At 73.5% G+C, this 23755-nt stretch carries 20 protein-coding genes and 1 pseudogene; 12 read left to right on the forward strand and 9 right to left on the reverse strand.

Annotated features, from left to right (window positions below; genetic code table 11):
• Nucleotides 1-130: 130 nt before the first annotated feature.
• Complete coding sequence (locus HW130_RS16800; RefSeq protein WP_177150404.1) at nucleotides 131-3808, reverse strand: tetratricopeptide repeat protein; 3678 nt, start codon at nucleotides 3806-3808, stop codon at nucleotides 131-133.
• Nucleotides 3809-3844: 36 nt separating this feature from the next.
• Here HW130_RS16800 and HW130_RS16805 point away from each other — a divergent pair, with 36 nt between their 5' ends.
• Nucleotides 3845-4159: a trypco2 family protein gene (locus tag HW130_RS16805; protein WP_177150405.1), complete on the forward strand. Its 315-nt coding sequence runs from the start codon at nucleotides 3845-3847 to the stop codon at nucleotides 4157-4159.
• Nucleotides 4160-4185: 26 nt separating this feature from the next.
• Here HW130_RS16805 and HW130_RS16810 read toward each other — a convergent pair whose 3' ends face one another.
• Together HW130_RS16810 and HW130_RS16815 are read right to left on the reverse strand one after the other, a co-directional pair.
• On the reverse strand, nucleotides 4186-5586 hold the full coding sequence (locus HW130_RS16810; RefSeq protein ID WP_177150549.1) for a zf-HC2 domain-containing protein: 1401 nt from the start codon (nucleotides 5584-5586) through the stop codon (nucleotides 4186-4188).
• 56 nt (nucleotides 5587-5642) lie between these two features.
• The gene (locus HW130_RS16815; protein WP_177150406.1) at nucleotides 5643-6224 is read right to left on the reverse strand and encodes a sigma-70 family RNA polymerase sigma factor; all 582 of its coding nucleotides are present in this window, start codon (nucleotides 6222-6224) and stop codon (nucleotides 5643-5645) included.
• Between the two features lie 275 nt (nucleotides 6225-6499).
• Between HW130_RS16815 and HW130_RS16820 the strand changes: the two genes are divergently transcribed.
• On the forward strand, nucleotides 6500-6874 hold the full coding sequence (locus HW130_RS16820; protein ID WP_177150407.1) for an STAS domain-containing protein: 375 nt from the start codon (nucleotides 6500-6502) through the stop codon (nucleotides 6872-6874).
• Nucleotides 6875-6984: 110 nt separating this feature from the next.
• Nucleotides 6985-7503, forward strand: coding sequence for an EF-hand domain-containing protein (locus HW130_RS16825; RefSeq protein ID WP_177150408.1), 519 nt, complete (start codon nucleotides 6985-6987; stop codon nucleotides 7501-7503).
• Nucleotides 7504-7555: 52 nt separating this feature from the next.
• Here the strand turns inward: HW130_RS16825 and HW130_RS16830 are convergent, their stop codons facing one another.
• On the reverse strand, nucleotides 7556-9046 hold the full coding sequence (locus HW130_RS16830) for a class I adenylate-forming enzyme family protein (protein ID WP_177150409.1): 1491 nt from the start codon (nucleotides 9044-9046) through the stop codon (nucleotides 7556-7558).
• A 142-nt stretch (nucleotides 9047-9188) separates the two neighbouring features.
• Here HW130_RS16830 and HW130_RS16835 point away from each other — a divergent pair, with 142 nt between their 5' ends.
• The 4 genes from HW130_RS16835 (at nucleotide 9189) to HW130_RS16850 (ending at nucleotide 13271) form a co-directional block, all read left to right on the forward strand.
• Nucleotides 9189-10382, forward strand: a complete 1194-nt coding sequence (locus HW130_RS16835) for an amidohydrolase family protein (protein WP_177150410.1) — start codon at nucleotides 9189-9191, stop codon at nucleotides 10380-10382.
• The gene (locus HW130_RS16840; RefSeq protein ID WP_177150411.1) at nucleotides 10382-11515 is read left to right on the forward strand and encodes an acyl-CoA dehydrogenase family protein; all 1134 of its coding nucleotides are present in this window, start codon (nucleotides 10382-10384) and stop codon (nucleotides 11513-11515) included. The genes HW130_RS16835 and HW130_RS16840 overlap by 1 nt, the downstream gene beginning before the upstream one ends.
• Nucleotides 11515-12390, forward strand: a complete 876-nt coding sequence (locus HW130_RS16845) for an acyl-CoA dehydrogenase family protein (protein WP_177150412.1) — start codon at nucleotides 11515-11517, stop codon at nucleotides 12388-12390. The genes HW130_RS16840 and HW130_RS16845 overlap by 1 nt, the downstream gene beginning before the upstream one ends.
• Before the next feature lie 377 nt (nucleotides 12391-12767).
• Entirely contained in the window at nucleotides 12768-13271 is a 504-nt protein-coding gene (locus tag HW130_RS16850) for an ATP-binding protein (protein WP_177150413.1), read from the forward strand.
• A gap of 17 nt (nucleotides 13272-13288) precedes the next feature.
• Here HW130_RS16850 and HW130_RS16855 read toward each other — a convergent pair whose 3' ends face one another.
• Nucleotides 13289-14215 carry a cyclase family protein gene (locus tag HW130_RS16855; RefSeq protein WP_177150414.1) on the reverse strand — a complete coding sequence of 309 codons (927 nt, stop codon included), beginning with the start codon at nucleotides 14213-14215 and terminating at the stop codon, nucleotides 13289-13291.
• 81 nt (nucleotides 14216-14296) lie between these two features.
• Between HW130_RS16855 and HW130_RS16860 the strand changes: the two genes are divergently transcribed.
• The 3 genes and pseudogenes from HW130_RS16860 to HW130_RS16870 all read left to right on the forward strand — a co-directional run bounded on the left by HW130_RS16860 (nucleotide 14297) and on the right by HW130_RS16870 (nucleotide 16853).
• On the forward strand, nucleotides 14297-15211 hold the full coding sequence (locus HW130_RS16860) for an SDR family oxidoreductase (protein WP_177150415.1): 915 nt from the start codon (nucleotides 14297-14299) through the stop codon (nucleotides 15209-15211).
• A gap of 185 nt (nucleotides 15212-15396) precedes the next feature.
• Nucleotides 15397-15807 (forward strand): annotated as a pseudogene (locus HW130_RS16865) (acyl-CoA dehydrogenase family protein); the annotation flags it as partial.
• Nucleotides 15804-16853: a Zn-dependent alcohol dehydrogenase gene (locus HW130_RS16870; RefSeq protein ID WP_177150417.1), complete on the forward strand. Its 1050-nt coding sequence runs from the start codon at nucleotides 15804-15806 to the stop codon at nucleotides 16851-16853. The pseudogene HW130_RS16865 and the gene HW130_RS16870, both read left to right, overlap by 4 nt.
• A gap of 91 nt (nucleotides 16854-16944) precedes the next feature.
• Here HW130_RS16870 and HW130_RS16875 read toward each other — a convergent pair whose 3' ends face one another.
• A complete protein-coding gene (locus HW130_RS16875) occupies nucleotides 16945-17931 on the reverse strand; it encodes a GlxA family transcriptional regulator (RefSeq protein ID WP_177150418.1) in 987 nt (328 codons plus the stop codon).
• 71 nt (nucleotides 17932-18002) lie between these two features.
• Between HW130_RS16875 and HW130_RS16880 the strand changes: the two genes are divergently transcribed.
• A complete protein-coding gene (locus HW130_RS16880) occupies nucleotides 18003-19310 on the forward strand; it encodes an MFS transporter (protein WP_309140460.1) in 1308 nt (435 codons plus the stop codon).
• Nucleotides 19311-19356: 46 nt separating this feature from the next.
• A complete protein-coding gene (locus HW130_RS16885) occupies nucleotides 19357-19827 on the forward strand; it encodes a hypothetical protein (protein WP_177150419.1) in 471 nt (156 codons plus the stop codon).
• Between the two features lie 83 nt (nucleotides 19828-19910).
• On the opposite strand, the gene HW130_RS16890 is transcribed toward HW130_RS16885, so the two are convergent.
• From HW130_RS16890 to HW130_RS16900, 3 genes are all read right to left on the reverse strand, one after another.
• Nucleotides 19911-20522 (reverse strand): flavin reductase family protein, encoded by a 612-nt coding sequence (locus tag HW130_RS16890; protein WP_256356138.1) that lies wholly within the window; start codon nucleotides 20520-20522, stop codon nucleotides 19911-19913.
• A 62-nt stretch (nucleotides 20523-20584) separates the two neighbouring features.
• Nucleotides 20585-21379: an enoyl-CoA hydratase-related protein gene (locus HW130_RS16895; RefSeq protein ID WP_309140461.1), complete on the reverse strand. Its 795-nt coding sequence runs from the start codon at nucleotides 21377-21379 to the stop codon at nucleotides 20585-20587.
• The gene (locus HW130_RS16900) at nucleotides 21376-23607 is read right to left on the reverse strand and encodes an acetate--CoA ligase family protein (protein WP_177150421.1); all 2232 of its coding nucleotides are present in this window, start codon (nucleotides 23605-23607) and stop codon (nucleotides 21376-21378) included. Before HW130_RS16900 ends, HW130_RS16895 begins: the two co-directional genes overlap by 4 nt.
• Nucleotides 23608-23755: the final 148 nt, after the last annotated feature.

The following is a 23755-nucleotide window of genomic DNA, read 5'->3' on the forward strand; positions in this document are numbered from 1 at the left end:
CGCCGCAGCGTCGCGGCGCGCGAGGTCCCGCCGTCGCGGCGGGTGCCGCCGCCGTCCTCCGCGGCCGGACGTGACGGTCCCTCGTCGCGGGGCGGCGCCGTGGCGGGCGACGCATCCGTGCCGCCGGCCGTCACGCGGACTTCTCCCCGTCCCGGAGCAGGACGCGCCGGGCCCACCGCGGCCAGGGCGCCGAGCGGACGCGGCCCCGGACGTGGCGGACGCCCAGCGGACGGGTGCGGAACGCCCGGTCCAGCAGCGCCTCCGCCAGCGCCGCGTCCTGCGGCCGGTCCGTGCGGGGAACCTGCTTCGCCAGCCGGCGGTAGCTCGCCGACAGTTCGTCCCGCAGCTGCCGCTCCGTCCTCGGGACCTGCTTCTCCGAGAAGCCGGCCGCCTCCAGCCGCTCCAGGGGGCCGCCGGAACCGGGCTCCTCGCCCGCCTCCTCGACCAGGCCGAGCAGCATCGACAGCAGCTCCGTCCTGATCCGGTCGTGCGCCTGCCCGTCCGTGAGCCCCTCGTCGTTGGTCAGCCGGTGCAGCGCGGCATAGGCGTCCACCGGCGAGCGCCGGTTCACGTGGATGCGCACGACGGCCGTGCGCGCGGCCGTGCGGTGCCGTGAGTCCGGCGGCACGCTGTCCAGGTACGCGCACGCCTTCTGCCACTCGTCCTCCGCGAGGTGGATCCGGGCGAGCCCGAACGCCGCCGCGCCCATCGCGTGGTTGCGCTGGAGCACCGCCTCGTAGAACTTCTTGGCCTGCGCCACGTTCTCCTCCCGGTCCGCCGGGGGCCGTGGCAGCTCCGACGGTGCGTCCTCCGCCGGCGGCGCGGCGGCCAGCTTCTCGTGGCAGTAGCCGAGCGCGAGCTTGGGCGCGTACTCGCCGGGGATCGCCCGGTACACGGCGTCGAAGCCGCGCCAGGCGTCCGCCGTGCGGCCGGACGCGAGGTCGATGAGCCCCTGGTGCCAGTCCAGCCGCCAGTCGTACCGGGACCTGTCGCCCAGCCGCTCCTCGGCCATCCCCCGTTCCGTCTCGGCCGCCGCCACGTCCCCGAGCCGGAGACGGAGCCGGCAGCGCAGCAGATGCAGTTCCGGCGAGCGCTCCCACTCACGGCTGAGTTGCAACAGACCGGCCGGGTCGTCGTACGACGTGCGCTGCAGCTCCTTCCAGTTGGGGTCCCGCACGTCCGGCTTGGGCTTCGGCAGTGCCACCGCCGCCTCCGCCGGATCCGGGATGCGCGCGCCGAGGCGGTCCGGCGCGCGGTCCGTACGCCACCGCTCCAGCGGCGGCGCCTTGCCGAGCTGGCCGTCGAGCGCGGCGGCCGGCGGGTCGAACAGGGTCGACGGCTGGTAGGTCTCCTCGCCCAGCCGCAGCGACCGCAGCTCGCGCAGGACACCGCGCAGCTGCACGGCCATCTCGTCGGCGGAGGCGTACCGCAGCTCCGGCTCCTGGGCCATGGCCCGCTCCAGCGCCCGGTTCAGCGACTCCTCGCCGATGTCGGCGGACGGCTCGGGGTCCCGGGACAGCAGCTCGCGCAGCACGGCGCCGACGGTGTAGAGGTCGCCGGCGGTCGTCATCTCGCCCATCGGCCCGGAGCGCGGCGGCTTGTGGGTGACCGGCCCCGGCTCGCCGGGCTTGCGCACGCCGGCGACGTCGATCAGCTTGATGCCGTCGCCGCAGTGCAGGACGTTCGTGAGCGACAGGTCGCCGTAGACGAGCCCCTCCTTGTGCAGATGGCTCAGCGCGTCCAGGATCAGCAGCCCGTACGTGACGACGAACTCGCGCACCCGCGGCCCGGCGAACGGCGCTCTGCGCTCGGCGATGCGGTCCGCGACCCACGACAGCGGCGCCCCGTCGGCGAACTCCATCACGATGAACTCGTCCGGCGCCGACGGATGCCGCGCGTAGTTGACCACCCGGATGATGGACGGATGGTTGAGCCGCACCAGCCGCAGCCGCTCCTGGTGCGCCTGGCGGACGGCGACCGGATTGTCGGGGTCGAGGACGCCCTTGAGCGCCACAGGCCGCCTCTCCAGCAACAGATCACGGGCCAGATACACCTGACCGTGGCTGCCCCGGCCGATCGGTCCCACCACCTCGTACTGCTGGTGCAGCAGGTCGCCGGCCGCCAGTTTCGCGCCGGAGCGGGCGGTGACCAGCGCGTCCGGCGCGCCGACGGCGACGACCGGCAGATCCGTCAGCCCCTCGCCCGGCGGCCCGGCGACGAACTCGGGCGGGCCCGCCGTCCGGTGCAGGATCTCCTCCCTGTTCTCGGCCTCCAGCAGCGCCGCCTCGATGTCGACGGCGATGCGGAACATCGCGTACGGCAGGGTCCGGCTGTCGTACGACAGGCCGCCGGGGCGCAGTTGTGCGAGCTTCGCCCGTAACCGCTCGACGTGCGCGTGCCGCTTTGCCGCGTCCTCCGGCCGGGCGGGATGTTCGCGGATGCGCCGTTCGCACACGGCGAGCCGGTCGAGCCGTGGCCGCAGCCGGACGGCACGGCGGTCCGGCCAGTCGGGCTCCATCAGGCCGGCGCGCACCCGGTCGAGCAGAGGCGAACTGCGGTCGCCGAAGACGAGGAGGAGGCGGGTCCCGCCGCCGGCGCGCAGGGCGCGCAGCAGGTCCATGATCTCGTCGTCGGAGGACGCGGACCGGTCGACGGCGAGGAACGCGATGTTCAGCGGCGGGCTCTCCTCGGCGATGCGCCGCAGCAGGGCCTCGAGGGGCTCCGGTCCGGCTTCCTCCGTCGGCACCGGCGCGTCGAGTCCGATACGGTCCGCCGCCTGGCGTGCCAGCTCCTCCGCCGTGCGGTTCGTCGCGTCCACCGCGATGTCGATGCTGCCCAGCTGAGGCTCGCCTGCCGAAGCGGGCATCGCCGACGGCGCCGGCGGGCTCTGCTCGCGGTCCGCCAGCGTCAGCACCGACCGGATCGTGTACCGGAGGTCGTGTTCGCCGGCTCCGGCGAAGACGGGCTCCACCGGGTCGGTGTCCGGTTCGCCGTCCAGCCAGCGGGTCAGCCGTCGTTGCAGTCCGGGCACCCGCCCCGAGACCGTCCGGTCCGGGGCGACCGCGACGTCCCGGGACACGGCCCGCAGTCCGGTGATCTTCAGCCCGAGCCGCTCCAGCCGCTCCCGCCGCAGGTGCCGCAGCACCGTCTCCGTCGGGATCATGTACGCGTGGTCCCGGCGCACGCGGGCCTCGGGGGTGCCGAACTGGTGCACCAGGATGCCGATGACGCGGCGGGAGCGGCTGTGCACGACCCCGCAGCCGCTGTAGCCGTGCCGCACCACGTACGGCGAGTCCTGGGTGTCGAGCTGCACCCACTCCGGTGTCGGCGCGGGCCCGCCGCGCCCCATCAGCCGGGCGTGCAGGTGCTCGCCGCCCGGCAGGTCGTCCGGGTAGCCCGTGAAGTGGACCGGCTCGCCGGTGGCCGGGATCTGGCGGTGCAGCACCGCGGCCGGAACGTCGTGCGGCAGACCGGGCCGGTCGTCCAGTTCGAGGAGGGCGATGTCGCCGCCGAAGTCGGGGGTGGGTTCGACGAAGAACTTGGGGACCACGCGGGCGCGTACCGGCGTCCGCGCGCCGCCGGACGGCGCGGGGCGCACCACGTCGATGTACACCGTGTCCAGCCTGGCGCGGGTGCCCGACCGGTCGGGCGCCGAGAGGACCGTGTGCGCGCAGGTCAGCACCCAGGAACGGGACAGGAGGACTCCGGCGCCGAGCGGGGTGCCGCCGCGGTCGGGCGTGCGCAGCAGACGGACTCGCCAACCCTCCTCATCAGCTGAGGTGTTGGATGTGCGATACGCATCGCTCATACTGGCCAACGATAACTACGGGAAGCGGGGGGCGCGATGGCTGAGCGTGACGAAACCGCGGTGGCGGGGCTGGCCGAGGTGATCGGGCAGGTCCGCGACGAGCTGGAGCGGGCCCAGCGCGCCGGCGCCGGCCGCGATCTGCGGTTCAGCGTGGAGAGCGTGCAGCTGGAGTTCGCCGTGCAGGTCAGGCGCGAGGCCACCGGCAGCGGCGAGCTGCGGATCGGCGTGCTGACGGCGGGCGGGGGCGGCACGAAGGGCCACGACCGCACCCACACCATCCAGATCCAGCTCAAGCCGCACGGACGCGACGGCAACCCGAACATCAGCGTCGGCGGCCTCGGGCCGCGGTAGCGGCTGCCCGCCGCCTCACAGCCGCCTCACAGCCGGCTCAGCGAGGCCGCCGCGAACAGCACGTCCCGGATCGCCTCCCGGTCACCGTCCTGGCCCGCCGCGGCCTCCTCCGGCGACACGTGCCCCGCGACGAGCCGGCAGAACTCGACGCCCTCGAGCGCCACCTGGGCCACCGAACGGTCGGGCGATCCGACGGCGGCCGGCGAGTCCAGGGCGATGTACCAGTTGCCCCCGCCGGACCCCTCGACCTCCAGGTGCAGCGAACGCCCCGGTGCCCCGGCCGCCACGAGATCGCGTACGGGCCCCGCGAGACCCGCGCGGCGCCGTTCGGCGAGGGCGGCCGGCAGCAGGCGCGCGGCGAGGTCGATCATCCGGTTGAGATGGGCGCCGCTCGGCGGCGCGTAGGGGTAGTCGACCGCGTCGGCGATGTCCTCGGCGTGGATCCAGCACTCGAAGGCCCGGTCGAGGAGCGAGTCGCGCAGCGGCAGGGCGAACGCCCCGTACGAGACGGACAGTTCGGTGACGTCCCGGCTCGCGAACGACACGGTGCGGATGAGGGCGTGGCTCTGGTCGCGCCAGGGCACGCGGATCGTGCGCGTGGGCGGCAGATCGACGCTGCTCCAGAACGCCTCCGTCCGCTCGGCGGGCCGCACGGGCGCGGCCCGGCCCAGCGGGTCGTCCAGACCGAGCGCGCCGGAGACCAGGCCGTCCACGCTCATCAGGTGCCCGATGACCCCGGCGACGGTCGTGCGTCGGTCGACCTGCCGACCGCCCTCGAACCACTTCAGCCGCACGGGCGCGTGCCACTCGGACTCGCCGATGTCGCGCAGCAGCGCATCCAGTCGGGCGGTCTCGGCGTCGTACGGGTCGGCCCAGTCGGGCACGGGGATACGGGCGGGCCTGCGGCCCAGGCAGTTCTCCAGGACCTGGAAGCGCAGCAGCGGATCGAGGTCCAGGTCCCGGTCGGTGTGCAGCAGGCCGACGGCGTCGCGCAGCCGCAGCGCCTCGTCGGCGCAGGGGGCGCACTCGCCGAGATGCTCCTCGACGGTGGCGGTCTCCTCCGCGGAACAGGCGGACAGGGCCCACGCGCCCAGCAGCGATTTGAGCACGCTGTGCGACACGGGGCCTTCGGGCGCCGTCGGCGCGGTGGTGTGCGCGCCGTGCTCTGGTCCGGGCGCCGCGTCGTCGCTCGCCGCCCCGGCCGCGTCGGGCGACGGTACATGGTCGTCGTGCGCAGCCTGCGCGTGCGCGCCGGACCGGCCGTCGCCGGCAGGCTCGGCGCCGTGCGCCTTGTCGGGCGCGGCCGCGCCCGGGGTGTCCGCGGTGCCGGAGTCCTCGCGCGGCTCCGGGCGCGGCGGACGGTACGCGTGCGGCGACAGGTCGTCCGCGGCCGGCCTGGGGGACGGTATGCGAGGAACGCCTCGCATCTCGTCGCCTGCTCGGTCCCGGTCGCGTCCGTTGCCGCCGCCGTCGAGTGGCCCGCTCACAGTGCGCGTCCGTATCCGGGCGGTGAGGACCCCTCCAGCGGGCGCGTGTGCGCGGTGGACAGCAGTTGCAGCCCCAGCCGCAGCCTGCGCCGCGCCTCGTCCTCCGTCACCCCGAGGTCGGCCGCGGTCTGCCGGTAGTCCCGGCGCTGGAAGTACGCCAGCTCCAGCGCCGCCCGCAGCGGAGCGGGCATCGACGTCACGATGTAGTCGGCGCGGGCGGCGACCGCCGCGCGCCGCACCTTCTGCTCCAGCTCCTCGGCGGTGCCTCCGCCGCCCCGGGCCAGGGCCGCGGCCTCGCTCCGGCGCAGCCGGTGCACGGCCTGCTTGTTGGTGAGCCGCGCCACCCAGGAGCGCATCGAGCCCTGTTTGGGGTCGTAGGCGTCCGGGTTCTCCCAGATGTAGCCGAAGACCTCGCGGGTGACCTGGTCGGCCGCCTCCTCGTCCTCCAGGACCCGGTGGGCCTGGCTGTGCACCAGCGCGGCGAACCGGTCGTACAACTCCCCGAGCGCCGCGGCCTCGCCCCGCGCGAGCCGCTGCTGCATCTTGCGGTCCCAGCGCGGTGGTGCGTCCTTCGCCATGCGGCCCCCAGCCGTGTCGCCCTCGCAGTCCCCGGTCCGTGCCTCGTTCGAATGTAGTGCGCCTCCTGACGTACGCACCCCTCTTTGCACCAAGTACGCCCCTTGGCGCAGCCGTGGATGGCAGGGGCCCGCCGGGCGGGGTGGCGGACACGGGCCGGAGGGCGGAACTCCGGGTGAGATGCGTCGCGTTTCAGGGAGGGACGGCAGGGCAGTGGCCAGTGGAAGGACGGCTTCCGGTCTCCGGGCCGGCCGGTTCGACGAGAGGTCCGTACGTGATGATGCTCAAGGTGGCCGAGACCCGGCAGGGCGCGTGGACCGTGCTGCACGTCTGCGGCGAGCTCGATCTCGTGTCCTCGCCCGTGGTCCGCCAGCGGGTCCACGACGCGGTCGCGGCGGGCGACCGCGATGTGGTGCTCGACCTCTCCGAGGTCTTCTTCTGCGACTCCAGCGGCGTGGGCGTGCTCGTCGCCGCCCGCCGGCTGATGCGATCCTGCCAGGGCAGGCTCCGGCTGATACTTCCCGCGCGCGGCGCCGAGGAGGGCTCGCACGTCAACAGGGTGCTGAGCGCGCTCGGCGTGCGCCGCCTGTTCGAGGTGTACGCGGACGCGCTCTCGGCGACGGACGACGAGGCGCGGCCCCTCTCGGCGTGAGCCCGCGCGACGCGACCCCGTTCGGTCACCGGCCGGTCGTCCCGAAGTCGCCCCCCGGTAATTCACCGGGTGTGTACACGCGTCAGCGCCCGGGGCTCTACGCTCCCGCCATGGACAGCGCAGAGTACGAGCGGAAGATCGCTTCCCGCTTCGCCGCTTTCGATCAGGACGGCAACGGCTCCATCGATCGCGAGGACTTCAGCAAGGCCGCGGCCTCGGTCCTCGCCGAGTTCTCCGTGACGCCACGCTCCGACAAGGGACAGGCCCTCTACAGCGGCGCCGAGGCGTTCTGGCAGGGCATGGCCGGGATCGCCGACGTGGACGGGGACCAGCGGGTCAGCCGCCAGGAGTTCGTGACCGGCGCGGTGAAGCGGCTGCGCGACAACCCCCAGCGGTTCGGCGAGATCGCCCGCCCGTTCCTGCGCGCGGTCGTCGCCGTCGCCGACCAGGACGGCGCCGGTGTCACCCCCGAGGCGGCCGCGCGTGTGATGAGAGCCCTCGGCGTCGACGCGCCCGTCGCCGAGCAGGCCGCGGCGACGCTGGACACGGACGGCGACGGCAGGATCGCCGAGGAGGAGATCCTGACGGCGTTCGCCGCGTACTGCGTCACCCCCGAGCAGCCCAGGTGACAGACGGTCCAGGGCCGCCCGGTGCACTGGGCGGCCCCCGACCCCGCGCCGCTCAGGCGTAGCGCTCCCGGAGCCTGTACTTGAGCACCTTCCGCAGCGTCTCGTTGCGGGGCAGGGCGTCCACCACCTCCAGTTGTTCCGGCAGTTTGTGCACCGCCAGGCCCGATGTCCGCAGGTGGGAACGGAGTTCCCCGAGCGTGGGGTCGTCCGCGTCCCGGGCCCGTTCGACCACCGCGCAGACGCGCTCGCCGCGTTCCGCGTCGGGCAGTCCGATCACCGCGGCGTCGCCCACCGCCGGATGCGTGTGCAGCAGGTCCTCGATCTCCTGGGCCGAGATGTTCTCGCCCTTGCGGATGATCACGTCCTTGGCCCGGCCGGTGAGCACGAGGTGGCCGCTGTCGGTGAGGTGGCCGAGGTCGCCCGTCCGCAGGAAGCCCTCGGAGTCGAACGGGCCCTCCGTGGCCCCCAGATATCCCTGGCAGACGGCCTCGCCGCGGAGCCGGATCTCGCCGTCGACGATGCGGATCTCCATCCCGGCGGGCGGCCGGCCCTCGGTGCGGGCGAGGTTCTCGGCGGTGTCCTCGGGCGCGTTCATGGTGATCATGGGGACCTCGGTCATGCCGTAGCCGTGGGTGAGCGCGCAGCCCAGCTCACGGACGACGGCGTGGTACAGCTCCGGCGGCTTGGGCGCGCCGCCGCCCGCGAGCAGCCGCAGGGTCGGGATGAGCTTCTCGCCGGGCCGCTTGCGCTGTTCGGCGAGGAACATCGCGTAGAACGCGGTGGAGCCGCCGGCCGTCGTGACGCCGTGCCTACGGTACTCGGCCAGCGCGTCGGGCAGCGCGAACCGCTCGAAGAGGACCGCCGGGAACCCGTACAGCAGCAGCATCACGAGGTAGTCCGGGCCGCCGATGTGCGCGAAGGGAAAGGCGATCGAGCCGACGTCGTCGGAGGTCAGGCGCAGCGCGTGGGCGAGACACGAGCCGCCCGCGATCAGGGAGCGGTCCGTGTGCAGGACGCCCTTCGGGTCGGACGTGGTGCCGGAGGTCCAGTAGATCCAGCGCACGTCGGTCCCCGACGAGGGCGGCTCGGGCAGCACCGCCGGGTCGCCGTCGGGCAGTGTCCCGTACGCCTCGAAGACGCCGCGCGCCCCGAGCCGTCCGGCCATCGCCGTGTGGTCGAAGCCCCGCCACTCGCCGGGCACGGCGAAGAACTCCGCCTGGGACTCGCGCAGCGCGAAGCCGGTCTCGCGGTCCCGGTAGAAGGGGATCACGGGGCTCTGCACGGCGCCGATCCTGGCGAGGGCTACGGTCAGCAGCACGGTCTCGATGCGGGTGGGCAGTTGCCAGGCGACGACCGTGCCGGGACGCACCCCCATGCCGTACAGCCCGGCCGCGACCCGCTCGGCGCGCTCGCGCAGCCCGCCGAAGCTGAGGGTGCGCTCCTCCTGGAGGAGGACGGGGCGGCCCGGGGTCAGCGCGGCGCGCCGGTCGACGAGCTCCCACAGGGTGCGTGACGCGCCGAGTGCGTGTGCGGTCTCGTTCATCGCCGGACCTCCGTAACTGACGCACAGTCAGATAGTGCGCAGAGCGTAGGGCTCCGCGCCTTGTCGGTCCAGGGGTGCGGGACTAGCCTGGAAGCTGACGACCCGTCAGAAACGGTCGAACCCGTCCGCAGCGGAGGCCCCGGTGGAACAGGAACTGCCCCGGATCGTGAGCGTCGACGACCATGTGATCGAGCCCGCGCACCTCTTCGAGACCTGGCTGCCGGCCCGGTACCGCGACCGCGGGCCCAAGCCGCTGACCGCGGGCATCGGCGAGCTCGCCTACGTGGGCGGCAAGTACCGCATCACGATGGACCCGGACGGGCCGCCGGCCGACTGGTGGATCTACGAGGACCTGAAGTTCCCGTACAAACGCAACATCGCCGCCGTCGGCTTCGACCGCGACGACATGACGCTGGAGGGCATCACACGCGCGGAGATGCGCCCCGGGTGCTGGGACCCGAAGGAACGGCTCAAGGACATGGATCTCAACCATGTCGAGGCGTCCCTGTGCTTCCCCACCTTCCCCCGCTTCTGCGGGCAGACCTTCGCCGAGGCCCACGACAAGGAGGTCGCCCTCGCCTGCGTCCGCGCCTACAACGACTGGATGGTCGAGGAGTGGTGCGGCGACAGCGGCGGCCGGCTCGTCCCCCTGTGCATCGTCCCGCTGTGGGACGTCGGCCTCGCGGTGGCGGAGATCCGGCGGAACGCCGCGCGGGGCGTGAAGGCGGTGACCTTCTCCGAGATCCCGACCCACCTCGGGCTCCCGTCCATCCACTCCGGGTACTGGGACCCCTTCTTCGCCGCCTGCCAGGACACCGGCACAGTCGTCAACATGCACATCGGGTCCAGTTCCCAGATGCCCGCCGCGTCCCCCGACGCCCCGCCCGCCGTCCAGGCGTCGCTCAGCTTCAACAACGCCATGGCCTCGATGACGGACTTCCTCTTCAGCGGCGTCCTGGTGAGGTTCCCCCGGCTCACGCTCGCCTACAGCGAGGGACAGATGGGCTGGATCCCGTACGCCCTCGAACGGGCCGACGACGTGTGGGAGGAGCACCGCGCCTGGGGCGGTGTGCGCGACCTGATCCCCGAACCGCCGTCCACCTACTACTACCGGCAGATCTTCTGCTGCTTCTTCCGTGACAAGCACGGCATCGCCTCGATCGACACCGTCGGCCGCGACAACGCCACCTTCGAGACCGACTACCCGCACGTCGACTCGACCTTCCCGCACACCAAGGAGGTCGCGCTCGACCACGTGAAGGACCTCGACGACGAGACGGTGTACAAGCTCATGCGGGGCAACGCGATCCGCATGCTCGGCCTGGACCTCGTCTGATGGACCTGGGCAGTACGGCCGAGGAGGAGGAGTTCCGGGCCCGGCTGCGCGCCTGGCTCGACGTCGCCCTCCCCAAGCTCCCGCCCGCACCGCCGCCGGAGGACTGGCCGGCCCGGCGCGCGTACGACACCGCCTGGCAGCGCGCGCTGTACGACGCCGGGTACGGGGACGTGCACACGAACGCCCCGCCGGCCCTGCGGCTGGTCTTCCTGGAGGAGACGGAGCTCGCCGGCGCCCCCTACGTCGGCGCCAACTTCGTCGGACTGCTCCACGCCGGGCCCACCATCGCCGCCGAGGGCACTCCCGGACAGCGGGAGCGCTGGCTGACGCCGATCCTGCGCGGCGACGAGATCTGGTGCCAGGGCTTCAGCGAACCGGACGCCGGCTCCGACCTCGCCTCGCTGCGCACCCGCGCCGTGCGCGACGGCGACGACTATGTCGTGACCGGCTCCAAGATCTGGACCTCGCACGCGGAGGTCGCCGACTGGTGCGAACTCCTCGTCCGCACCGGCTCCGACACCTGCGGACACCGCGGCATCACCTGGCTCGCCATGCCGATGGACGCCCCTGGCATCACCGTGCGGCCGCTGCGCACCCTTGCCGGATCGGCCGAGTTCGCCGAGGTGTTCCTCGACGAGGTGCGGGTGCCGGCGGACAACCGGGTGGGGGAGGAGAACGACGGCTGGCGGGTCACCATGATCACGCTCTCCTTCGAGCGCGGCACCGCCTTCGCCGGAGAGGTCGTCGCCTGCCGCCGCACCCTGGCCCGTCTGGCCCGCGCGGCCCGCGACAACGGCCGCTGGGACGACGCCGTGCTGCGTCGCAGACTCGGCAGGCTGAACGCCGAGTTCGCCGCCCTGTGGAGGCTCGTCCAGTGGAACGTGAGCGAGGCCTCCGCCACCGGCGGCGTCCCGGGCACCGGCGGCTCCGTCTTCAAGCTCCGTTACTCGCACGCCCGTCAGGAGCTCTACGACGCGGCCGCCGACGTCCTCGGCCCCGACGCGTTCGACCTCGGCCACGACTGGACACGCGACCGGCTCTCCTCCCTGTCGTACACGATCGCCGCCGGCACCTCGCAGATCCAGCGGAACATCGTCGCCGAGCGGATACTCGGCCTGCCGAAGGGGCGCTGATGGACTTCCGGCTCACCGACGACCAGCGGGCCCTGCGCGCGGGCGTGCGTGCCCTGCTGTCGGCCCGCTTCGGGCGCGATGCGCTGCGCGCCGCCGTGGCGGAGCCCCGGCTCGACCGCGGGCTGTGGCGGGAGTTGGGGGCCGCCGGATTCTTCTCCCTGCGGCTTCCGGAGGCGGACGGCGGCGTCGGACTGGGCCTTGCGGAGGCGGTTCTCGCCTTCGAGGAGGCCGGCCGGGCCCTGCTGCCGGGCCCGTTGGTCGCCACGCACCTCGCGGCGGGCCGGATCCCCGGCGCCGCCACCGGCGAGACGGTCGTCACCGCGTCCGACGGCGCGCTCGTGCCCTGGCTGGACGCCGCCGACGCCGTTCTCGGGGAACTCACCGACCCCGTGCCCGTGCGGTCCCTCGACCCGCTGACGCCCCTGCACCGGGACACCGGCGGGCGCGGCGGGCCGCCCGATCCCGTCGCGGTGCTGCTCACCGCCGCCGAACAGCTCGGTTCGGCTGCCGGCACGACGGACACGGCCGCTCGATACGCCCGCGAACGCACCCAGTTCGGCCGGCCCATCGGCTCCTTCCAGGCCGTGGCGCACCTGTGCGCCGGCATGCTCGTCCGCACGGAGGTCGCCCGCTGCGCCGTCTACGCCGCGGCCGTCACCGCCGACCCCGTCGACATCGGCGGAGCCAAACTCCTCGCCGACGACGCGGCCGTGCAGGGGGCCCGGGACTGTCTCCAGGTCTTCGGCGGGATGGGCTTCACCTGGGAGTCGGACGTCCATCTCCACCTCAAGCGTGCCTGGTTGCGGGCCGGGACGTGGCTCACGGCGGCGGAGGCGGAGGAGACGCAGGCGCAGGCATTGGCCTCAGCACTGTGAAGAGTCACCGAGCGTCGATATCGGGTTGTGTCCTTCGGGCGACTCGTCACGGCCCGGAGTCGTCGTGCCGCTCCGGTACGCTCCATCAGATGCGAGTCGCTGCGAGGACGAGGCGTCACGGTGCGGCCGGCCCGGCCGGTCCGGTCCTGCCGATGCGCGCTGATCGGCCGGTGCGTGTGCGGACTGCGAGCCTGTGTTCGACTCCCCGCGAGGTGCGTCGCACAGTATGCACCATGGGTACTCCGTCACGCTGGAATATGCCCGAAGCGCTTGTTGTGGTGACAGAACGTCAACGATGCTGTGCTGCAAGGGAATCACGTTCCGTGATGGCTGTGAGGCGCAAGGCGATGTGTCCGCCGGTTCGGATGGTGTGAGCGGTGCAGGTGCTTCAGGTGCAGTTGGAGGTCGGGCCCGATCCCGCGGAGGTGGGGCGGGCGCGCAGGTGGGCCCGTTCACGCCTCGTGCGGTCAGGGGTGGGTGACGACGAGGCGCTGGCCGAGACGTTGATCCTGCTGATCTCGGAGCTCGTGACCAACGCCGTGGTGCACACGGGGTGTCCGGCGGTGCTGCGGATGCTGTTCGGCGGCAGTCCTGCGGAGGTGGGGACCGTGCGGGTCGAGGTCGCGGACAGCAGCGCCTGCCCGCCCCTCCGCCGGCGCGCGGAGGGTGAGGACACGAACGGCCGCGGGCTCGAACTCGTCGACGGGCTCGCGGATCGCTGGGGCTGGCGTGCGGAGGGCGCAGGCAAGTCCATCTGGTGCGAGGTGGACCGATGTCCCCATCCCGTACGGGAGGCGCCGCACGCGGGGCCGCGCGTGCACGAGGTGGCGTACGGGATCGAGTCGTACGGCACGCTGCGCGCGACGGCGCGCGGTGCCTGACGCCTGAGGCCGGCCGTCTAGAGGACGGCCACCGGAGCGACGGGCGTGCCGGTGCCGCCGACGAACGGTTCCGGCATGGCGCACAGCAGGAAGGCGTGACGCCCCTGCTCCGCGCAGGCCGCGGACAGCTCCTCCAGGTTCCAGTTCTGGCCCTGGAGCAGGCCCATCTCCACCAGGTGGAGCGCGTGCACGGGCAGCCAGAGGTCCTCGATCTCCGGCGGGAAGATCTCGAAGGCGAGCGTGTCGTTGGCGACGGCCGCGACGTCACGGGCGTGGAACCACTCGGGCGTGCGGACGGACAGGCCGGGCGAGGGGTAGCCGTAGCCGTGCCTGTCCCCCTCCAGCAGGCGTCGCATCTGTCCCGTCCGTACGAGGACGATGTCACCGGACCGGACCGTGACCCCGCCGAACTCCGCGGCCTCGTTCAGGTCCTCGGGCGTGACGGCGTGGTCGCCGGGCAGCGCGTCCACGCCCTTCGCGCGGGCCACGTCCAGCAGGACGCCCCGTGAGACGACCGGCGGGACGGTGCCGATGCCGCTGAAGCCGGCGCCGCCGTGGGGAGTGATGGAGGCGGCGGGGCGGCCGTTGTAGAGCACGCCCGAGTGCGAGACGTGGGGGAGCGCGTCCCAGTGCGTCGCGCACTGCAGCCCCATCGTCACCACGTCGTCGCTAGTGGCGACGGTGCCGGGCCCGAAGAGCTCCTGGTTGATCTGCACCATGGTGTGCAGGGGGTTGACGCGCCCCGGAATGACGCCGGTCTGGACGCCGTCCTGCCGGAGCGGGAGCGCGAGTGGGATGCGCAGCCCCTGCGTGACGGTGGCGACGGCGTCCCGCACGACGGCCGGGGTGATCAGGTTCAGTGTGCCGATCTCGTCGTCGGCCCCCCACCGACCCCAGTTGTTGACGCGTTTCGCGATCTCGTGGAACGCGGCCGGCAGGGACATGGCGCCTCCGGGGGCTTGTGCTCGGGTGTCCGACGGGCCAAGAATCTAACGGTCCGTCAGATTATGCGGGAAGGGGCCGGCGTGGGGAACTTCTTGGCAGGCAAGGTGGTTGCCGTGACCGGCGCGGGACGCGGCATCGGCCGCGCGGTCGCCCGCGCCGCCGCGGCCGAGGGCGCGAGGGTCGTCGTCAACGACTACGGCGTCTCCGTCGCGGGCGGCGAACCGACGAGCGAGATAGCGGCGGGCGTCGTCAAGGAGATCGAGGCGGCGGGCGGCGACGCGGTCGCGGTCGCCGACGACATCTCCACGATGGCGGGCGGGCAGCGGGTCGTCGACGTCGCGCTGGAGCGGTACGGGCGGCTCGACGGGGTCGTGTGCGTGGCCGGGATCCTGCGCGAGCGGATGCTGTTCCACATGACCGAGGAGGAGTGGGACCCGGTGGTCGCCACCCATCTCAAGGGGACGTTCACCGTCTTCCGGGCGGCGTCCGCGGTGATGCGGCGGCAGGGAGCGGGCACGCTGATCGGCTTCACCAGCGGCAACCACCAGGGATCGGTGTCCCAGGCCAACTACGCGGCGGCGAAGGGCGGCGTCATTTCGCTGGTCCGCAGCGCGGCGCTCGGCCTCCACAAGTACGGCGTCACGGCGAACGCGGTGGCTCCCGTCGCCCGCACCCGCATGTCCGCGAACGTCCCCCTGGAACTCACCGAGATCGGCGACCCGGAGGACGTGGCGGCGCTCGTGGTCTACCTGCTCTCCGACGCCGCGCACGCGGAGGGCATCACGGGCCAGGTGTACACGGTGGCCGGCCCCAAGATCGCGGTCTGGGCCCAGCCGAGAGAACTTCGCGCGGCGTACGCGGAGGGCGGCGCCTGGACGCCGGAACGGATCGCGCGCACCCTCCCGGGCACGGTGGGCACGGACCCGATGCCGCTGCTGTCGCAGGTCGCCGCCATGTCCGCAGCGGCGGCGCAGGGAGCCCGCCCGAACGCGTGACCCCGGCGGCCGTGCCGAGGCCCGCCGGCGCAGGCCGGCACCTCCCGTGCATGGCCCGGCGGGCGTACGGGTGCGGTGGCTGTCCGCGCGAGCGCCGTACCCGCGGCGGAAAGGGCGGGCGGGAAGGACCCGAGTCAATGACAGGAGTACACCCCATGGACGTCGGCGCCGGCAGCAGTGACCCCGGCTTCGCGCAGGAACCGAGGGACGTCGTACGCGCCGCTGTGGACAGCGGTGCCTTCGCCCGTGACCCCGTCCTGCGGCACCGCCTCGGCCGGCAGTGGGCCGAGTTGCGCACCTTGCGCTGGAACGCGCTGCGCACGTTGGGCAGTCCACCGGCGCAGGACTGCGGGGCGCCGAACGTCGCCAAGCGCCTGTGGGCCCGCCGGCGGCTCGGCGGGCTCGCCGTCGATGCGCGCGGCGCCGCCGCCACCGCCGGGCCGGGGCCGCGGGCCCCGGACGCGTACGAACTCCACGACCACGAGCGCCTGTTCCTCTTCGGCCGGGCCGACACCGTCCAAGGCGGCTCGGACGAGATCCGGCGCCCCGTCGTCGCCGAGCGCGTGCTCGGCCTGCCCAAGGAGCCGAGGCCATGAGAGGCGTGGTGTTCGACGGCACGCGGGCGCAGGTCGTCGACGATCTGGAGATACGCGAGCCCGGCCCCGGCGAGGTCCTCGTCGCGATCGCGGCCGCCGGGCTGTGCCACAGCGACCTGTCGGTGGTCGACGGAACGATCCCCTTCCCTTCCCCCGTCGTCCTCGGCCACGAGGGCGCGGGGATCGTCGAGGCGGTCGGCCCCGGTGTCGGCCATGTCGCGCCCGGTGACCACGTCTGCCTGTCGACCCTCGCGAACTGCGGGACGTGCGCCGACTGCGACCGGGGACGCCCGACCATGTGCCGGCGTGCGATCGGCCGCCCCGGCCGGCCGTTCTCGCGCGGCGGCACGCCGGTGTTCCAGTTCGCCGCCAACTCCGCCTTCGCCGAGCGCACGGTCGTCAAGGCCGTGCAGGCGGTGAGGATCCCCGCCGACATCCCCTTCGCCTCCGCCGCGCTCATCGGCTGCGCGGTCCTCACCGGCGTCGGCGCCGTACTGAACCGGGCCGGGACCGGACGCGGCGAGACCGTCGTCGTGATCGGCGCCGGCGGCATCGGGCTCAATGTCGTCCAGGGGGCCCGGATCGCGGGCGCGTCCGCGATCGTCGCGGTCGACGCCAACCCGGCGAAGGAGGCCATGGCACGCCGGTTCGGCGCGACGGACTTCCTCACCTCCGCCGGCGCCGTGCGTGACGTCCTGCCGACCGGCGCCGACCACGTCTTCGAGTGCGTCGGGAGCCCCGCGCTGGTCAGACAGGCGATCGACCTCCTCGACCGCCGCGGACAGGCGGTCCTGCTGGGCATGACCCCGCCCACGGCGGAGGCCGCGTTCCTGCCGGCGTCCCTGTTCCTGGACAAGTCGGTCCTCGGCTGCCGTTACGGGTCGTCGCGGCCGCAGCACGACATCGCGCTCTACGCCGAGCTGTACCGGCGGGGTGAGCTGCTGCTCGACGAACTCGTCACCGAGACCTACCCGGTCGAGGACTTCGCGAAGGCGGCGGACGACGCGCACCACGGGCGGGTGGCGCGCGGGGTGCTGACCTTCTGAGCCGGACGCGCCCCCGCCGTGCGCCGCGCCCCCGCCGTGCGCCGCATAGGCGCCGTCCGGCGGCGGGCGCCGCACCCCGCGGACGGCCCGGTCAGTTGTTCCCCGCCGCCGCGCGGAACGTCCGGCGGTAGACCGTCGGAGGCACCCCCAGCGCCGACTGCAGGTGCTGGCGCATCGACTGGGCCGTGCCGAAGCCCGCGTCCCGCGCCACCTGGTCCACCGACAGGTCCGTGGACTCCAGCAGGTGCCGGGCCCGCTCCACGCGCTGCTGGGTGATCCACTGGCCGGGGCTGACGCCGGCCTCCTCGCGGAAGCGCCGCGTGAAGGTCCGTACGGACATCGACTCCTGCGCGGCCATGTCACGCAGCTGGATCGGCTCGTGGAGGCGGGCGAGCGCCCAGGCGCGGGCCGCGGTGGTGGTCGCCATCTGCGGTTCGGGGAGGGGGCGGTGGATGAACTGGGCCTGGCCGCCGTCCCGGTGCGGAGGGACCACCGTGCGGCGCGCGACCTCGTTGGCGACGGCCGTGCCGTGGTCGCGGCGCACGATGTGCAGGCACAGGTCGATCCCGGCCGCGACGCCCGCCGAGGTGAGCACGTCCCCGTCGTCGATGAACAGGACGTCGGCGTCGACCCGTACGGACGGGAACAGCCGCTGGAAGTGCTCGGCCGACGACCAGTGCGTGGTGGCGGGCCGGCCGTCGAGGTAGCCCGCCGAGGCGAGGACGTAGCCGCCGGTGCAGATCGAGACCATGCGGGTGCCCGGCCGGATGTACGCGAGGGCCGCGGCCAGCTCGTCGGTGAGGCGTCCCTCCTCGTAGACGGGCCCGAGCTCGTACGAGGCGGGGACCACGACCGTGTCGGCGGTGGCCAGCACCTCGGGGCCGTGCTCGACGGTCACCGCGAAGTCGGCGTCCGTCCGGACCGGGCCCGCGCTGAGAGCGCACGTGAGGATCTCGTACAGGAGACGGCCCTCGGCGTCCTTGGCGCGGCCGAAGATGCGGTGCGGAATGCCCAGCTCGAAGGGGAGCAGCCCGGTCAGCGCCAGGACCACCACCCGATGCCTTCTCACCTCGGTCATGGCCCGATCCTAGCGAATGCTGTCCTCCGGGCCACTCGTTGCGCGCGGTACGAACGCCGAAGCTGAGTGACGTGACCCAGACAACCGCCCCGCGCACCGGCTCCCAGCAGCCCCTTCGCCGTCCTCCTCGTGTCCACCGCGCGTGGTTCGTCGCCGCCGTCACCTTCGTGACGATCATCGGCGCCGCTGCCTTCGCCTCCCTGCCGGGCCTGCTGATCGAGCCGCTGCACTCGGAGTTCGACTGGTCGCGCGGGACGATCGGGTTCGCCGTCTCGGTGAACCTCGCGCTGTACGGGCTCACCGCACCGTTCGCCGCGGCGCTGATGGACCGGTTCGGTATCCGCCGGGTCGTCGCGGTCGCCCTCTCCGTGATCGCGGCGGGCTCCGTCCTCACGGTGTGGATGACCGAGCCGTGGCAGCTCGTCCTGTACTGGGGCATCCTCGTCGGCCTCGGCTCCGGCTCGATGGCGCTCGCGTTCGCCGCGACCGTCACCAACCGCTGGTTCGTCAAGCGCCGCGGCCTGGTCACCGGCATCCTCACCGCGGCGGGCGCGTCCGGACAGCTCGTCTTCCTGCCCCTGCTGTCGTGGCTCGTGGAGCACCACGAGTGGCGGCCCGCGGCGGTCACCGTCGCGCTCGCGGCGCTCGCCGTCGTCCCGTTCGTATGGCTGCTGCTGCGTGACCACCCGGCCGACGTGGGCCTCGCGGCATACGGCGCCGAGGGCTTCACGCCCAAGCCCGACCCCGTGCCGGGCGCGGCCCGCCGCGCGCTCGCCGTCCTGTTCAAGGCGGCCCGCACCGGCCCGTTCTGGCTGCTCGCCGGCACCTTCGCGATCTGCGGCGCCTCGACGAACGGGCTGGTCAAGACCCACTTCGTGCCGGCGGCCCACGACCACGGCATGCCGATCACGGCGGCCGCGTCGCTGCTCGCGGTCATCGGCGTCTTCGACGTCGTCGGCACCATCGCCTCCGGCTGGTTCACGGACCGCTTCGAGGCGCGCCGGCTGCTCGCGGTCTACTACGCGCTGCGCGGCGTCTCGCTCCTTTTCCTGCCGATGCTGCTGGCGCCGTCCGTGCAGCCGCCGATGATCTTCTTCATCGTCTTCTACGGCCTGGACTGGGTGGCCACGGTTCCGCCGACCATCGCCCTGTGCCGCGAGCACTACGGCGAGGACAGCGCGATCGTCTTCGGCTGGGTCCTCGCCTCCCACCAGGTGGGCGCGGCGGTGGTGGCGTTCGCCGGGGGCGTTGCGCGCGACGTGTTCGGCTCGTACGACGTGGTCTGGTACGCCTCGGGGGCGCTGTGCGCGGCGGCGGCGCTGATGGCCCTCGTCATCCGCCGCAGGCCGCTGCCGAAGGTGACGCCGGCGGCCGCGTAGCAAACCTGTTGCCGCGGGCCCGGCGCCCGCGGCGATACTCCGCCCCATGAGCAGATACGCGGAAGTCCTGGTGCTTGCGCCGTACATGGACGAGGTCATGGAGCCGCTGACCCGCGAGGACGACGGCTCGGACCCGGGCCGCACCTGGTCCGGGGCCTTCACTCCCGTCCGCCTCGACTGGGGCGGACCGCTTCTCGGGCACGTCCGGGCCGCGGAGTTCGAGCGCGTACGGAGCCGGACCGGGCTGCTGAAGCACCTGGAGTCGCTGCCCTGGCCGTATCCGGAGAGCCTCCAGGTGATGATCCGCGACCAGGACGACGAGTGCTTCGGCCTGTGGATGATGCAGGACGGCCGGCTGGTGGAGATCGCCCTGCCGCGCACGCGCCGTTTCCACGAACCGGCGCCGCCCGCGAACGAGTTCCCGCCGGACCCGGGGTATCTGCTGCGCACGGACACGGGCCGGCCCCTGCCGGAGCAGACCCCGCCCGAGCGGCGCGATCCGCGCCCGGCCTGGTGACGTGTCCGCTCAGCGGCGGCGGACCTCGACCATGAAGCAGCCGAACTCCACTGGTCCATGCGCCCAGCATCCGCCGGCGGGATTCAGACGTCGAGCCGCCCGAACCGTCCCCGGTGGAACAACAGCGGCATGGCGTCGTCCCGGGCGTCCAGGGCCTCGACCCGGCCCACCACGACGAGGTGGTCTCCACCGGTGTGGACGGCCTGGACCGTGCAGTCGATCCACGCCGCCACGCCGACCAGCAGCGGGGACCCGGTCACCGGGGCCGGACCGTGTCCGACCCCTGCGAACTTGTCGGCGCCGCTCACCGCGAAGCCCCGGCACAGCGCCCCCTGTTCCTCGGCGAGGACGTTGACGCAGAAGACCCCGGCGCGGGCGATGCGCGGCCAGGTCGTGGAGGTGCGCCCGACCATGAAGACGACGAGGGGCGGGTCGAGCGACAGCGAGGCGAAGGACTGGCACGCGAACCCGGCGGGCCCGTCCGCGTCGCACGCCGTGACGACGGTGACGCCGCTCGCGAAGTGCCCGAGCACCCGCCGGAACTCACGTCCGTCGACGCCGGCCCGCTCGTCCTCCCCGACGGCCCGCAACCGCGGCCGCGGCGTCACCTCGTAGGCCCCGGGCGAGGCGGTCGCGGCCCCGACGGACCGGAGGTAGCGGACGGCGGTGGCGGCCATGGCCGCGTGTCCCATCATGCTCCCATTGAACCTGACGGAACGTCAGGTGAGAATGCCCGGTGCGCGACCTGGACGGGCGCCTACCGCCCCTCGAACCCCGGCGTCCGCCGCTCCCTGAAGCTCGTGACGCCCTCCGCCGCGTCCCGCGTCGTCATGGTGATCTCCTGGGCCCACGCCTCCGCCGCGAACGACGTCGCCCGGTCCGTGTCCAGGGAGGCGTTCACCAGCTGCTTCGTCAGGGCCAGCGCCCGCGTCGGGCCCGACGCCAGGCGGTTCGCCCAGGTGCGGGCCGTCTGCTCCAGGACGTCCGCCGGGACCACCCGGTTCACCAGGCCGAGGCGCTCCGCGTCGTGCGCCGGGAGCGCGTCGCCGAAGAACATCAGCTCCTTCGTGCGCTGCGGGCCGATCAGGCGGGGGAGTAGGTAGGCCCCGCCGCCGTCGGGCACGAGCCCGCGCCGGACGAACACCTCGACGAAGCGCGCGTCCCGTGACGCCAGCACCAGGTCGCACGCGAACGCCAGATGCGCCCCGATACCGGCCGCCGTCCCGTTCACCGCCGCGATCACCGGCTTCTCGCAGTCCAGTACGGCCCCGATCAGCCGTTGCGCGCCCACCCGGATCATCCGGGCCACGTCGCCCGGCAGCCGGTCGCCGGCCGACGCAGCCGACGGGCCGCGCAGGTCCGCCCCCGCGCAGAAGCCCCGCCCCGTGGCCGTCAGCACCACGACCCGTACGGCCGGATCCTCGGACGCCGAGCCCAGCAGGCCGATGATCCGCTCCCGCTGCTCCCACGTCACCGCGTTCATCGCCTCGGGCCGGTTCAGCGTGATCCACGAGACGCCGTCCCCGCACGCGTGCAGCACGTCCGTCGTCACCGGCACACCGCCAGCGCGTCCAGCGCCACCGCGCCCTGTCCCCGCGGCAGGACCATCAGCGGATTGATGTCCAGTTCGGACAGCACCCCGCCCAGTTCGAGCGCCATCCGCTGCACCCGCAGCACCACCTCCACGAGCGCGTCCACATCCACCGGCGGCCCGCCGCGCACCCCCTCCAGCAGGGCCCGGCCGCGCAGTTCGGCGAGCATCGCGCGCGCCTGGTCCTCGCCGAACGGAGGGACGCGTACGGCCACGTCGTTCAGTACCTCCACCAGCACGCCCCCCAGTCCCGCCGTCACCGTGGGCCCGAACAGCTCGTCCTGGGTGACGCCGACGACCATCTCCACTCCCCGCTCGACCATCTGGCACACCAGCACCCCGTCCAGCCCGATGTCCTCGTAGCGGGCGATGTCGGTCAGCTCGCGGTACGCGTCGCGCACCTGGCTCGCCGAGGTGAGGCCGATCCTGACCAGACCCAGCTCGGTCTTGTGCGCGAGGCGCGGCGCGGACGCCTTCATCACGACCGGGTACCCGACCAGACCCGCCGCCCGCACCGCCGCGGCCGCGCTCGTCACCAGCTGCTCGCGCGGCACCCGGATCCCGTACGCCCGCAGCAGCTGCTTGGCCGCGTGCTCGCTCAGCTGCTCGCCCGGTCGCACCAGCGCCTGCGCCTTGCGGAAGGATGGGGACGGGGTGCGCGGCGCCTCGTCGAACGGCGAGACGTACCCGGCGGTGAAGCGGTGGTGCGCCAGGTGGGCCCGTACGGCCGTGATGCAGTTGGCGAACGTGCGGAACGTCGCCACACGCGAGGACCCGAGCAGGGTCGACCGGTACGCCTCCTCCGTCCCGACCGGCGACCCCCACACCACGCACACCAGCTTGTCCGTGGTCTCCGCCGCGTCCACCAGGTCCTGCGCGAGCCGGTCGCTCATCGGCGGGAACGGGCCGGTGATCGGACAGATCAGCACCCCGATCGCGGGGTCGGCGAGGATCGCGTCGATGATCTTCCGGCCCCGTTCGTCGCCGACGGGGTGGCCGCCGTTGTCGACCGGGTTCGCCACGTTCAGATACGGCGGTATCCACTGGTGCAGCTCCGCCTGCCGCGCCTCGGAGAGCCGCGGGATGCGCAGCCCCGCGGCCGTCGCCAGATCCGCGAAGTGCGCGCCCGTGCCGCCGGAGATCGCGTACACGGCGACCCCGTCGGCGAGCGGGGGCCGGGCGCGCGCCAGCAGGGCGGCGGTGTCCTGGAGTTCGTCGAGTCCGTCGACGCGGATCACTCCGTACTGGCGCATCGCCGCGTCCACCACCGCGTCCGTCCCGGTGAGCTTGCCGGTGTGCGAGGCGGCCGTGCGCGCGCCCGCCTCGGTGCGGCCCACCTTGACCGCGACGACCGGCACCTTGCGGCGCGCGGCGCGATCGGCGGCGAGCAGGAAGGAACGCCCGTCCTTCAGCCCCTCCAGGTAGCACGCGACGGCCCCGACCTCCGGCTGCTCGGTGAAGTACGAGAGGAAGTCCGCGCTCTCCAGGTCCGCCTCGTTCCCGGTGGGCGCCCAGTGCGAGAGGCGTACGCCCAGTTCCTGGAGGGCGAACACGGGCCGGCCCTGGTGCCCGGACTGGGTGATCAGCGCGACGGCCGGTCCTTCGAGGTCGTCGCGGAAGCGCTCGAAGGCGTTGAGGTTGGTGTTGGGTCCGAGCAGCCGGACGCCCGCCCGCTCGGCGGCCCCGGCGAGCCGCGCCTGGGCGGCCGCGCCCTCGGGGCCGGTCTCGGCGTATCCGGACGCGAAGGCCACGGCGAACCGCACCTTGGCCTCGGCCAGCTCCTCGATCACGGGCAGCGGGTCGGAGACCAGGAGGACGGCCAGGTCGACCGGTGCGGGCAGATCCCGTACGGTCCGCACGCAGGCGCGCCCGCAGACGGACGCGCGCGACGGGTGGACGGGGTGCAGCCGTGCCCCGACGCGCTCGGCCCACGCGACGAGTTGGCGGGTGATGCCGGCGTTCGGGCGGCCCGCGGTGTCGGACGCGCCGACGACGGCGACGGACGCGGGCCGGAAGAACCGGTCGAGGTCGGGCACGGGCGCGTACAACGGCCGTCCGCTGACGTCGGTGTCGCCTGCCGCCACGGTGACGGCGGCGGTTTCGTGGACGGCGTCCCCGGTCTGCTCGCCGCAGGCGACGACGCGCGCGCGGAGGTCGGAGGTGAGGGTGCCGTGAGTTGATCCGAGCATCGCAGGTCCCCGCTCCCGCTCGACGGTGCGGGCCGACTGGCCCGATAACTGACGCACAGTCAGGTTAGCGAACTGACGAAGCGTCAGGAACAGCCCGTGCGGAAAGAGTGCCGATCCGCCGGGCCGGCCCCGCCACGCCGCCGATGCG

It is taken from the genome of Streptomyces sp. PKU-EA00015 (genome assembly GCF_013387495.1).
GTDB lineage: Bacteria > Actinomycetota > Actinomycetes > Streptomycetales > Streptomycetaceae > Streptomyces.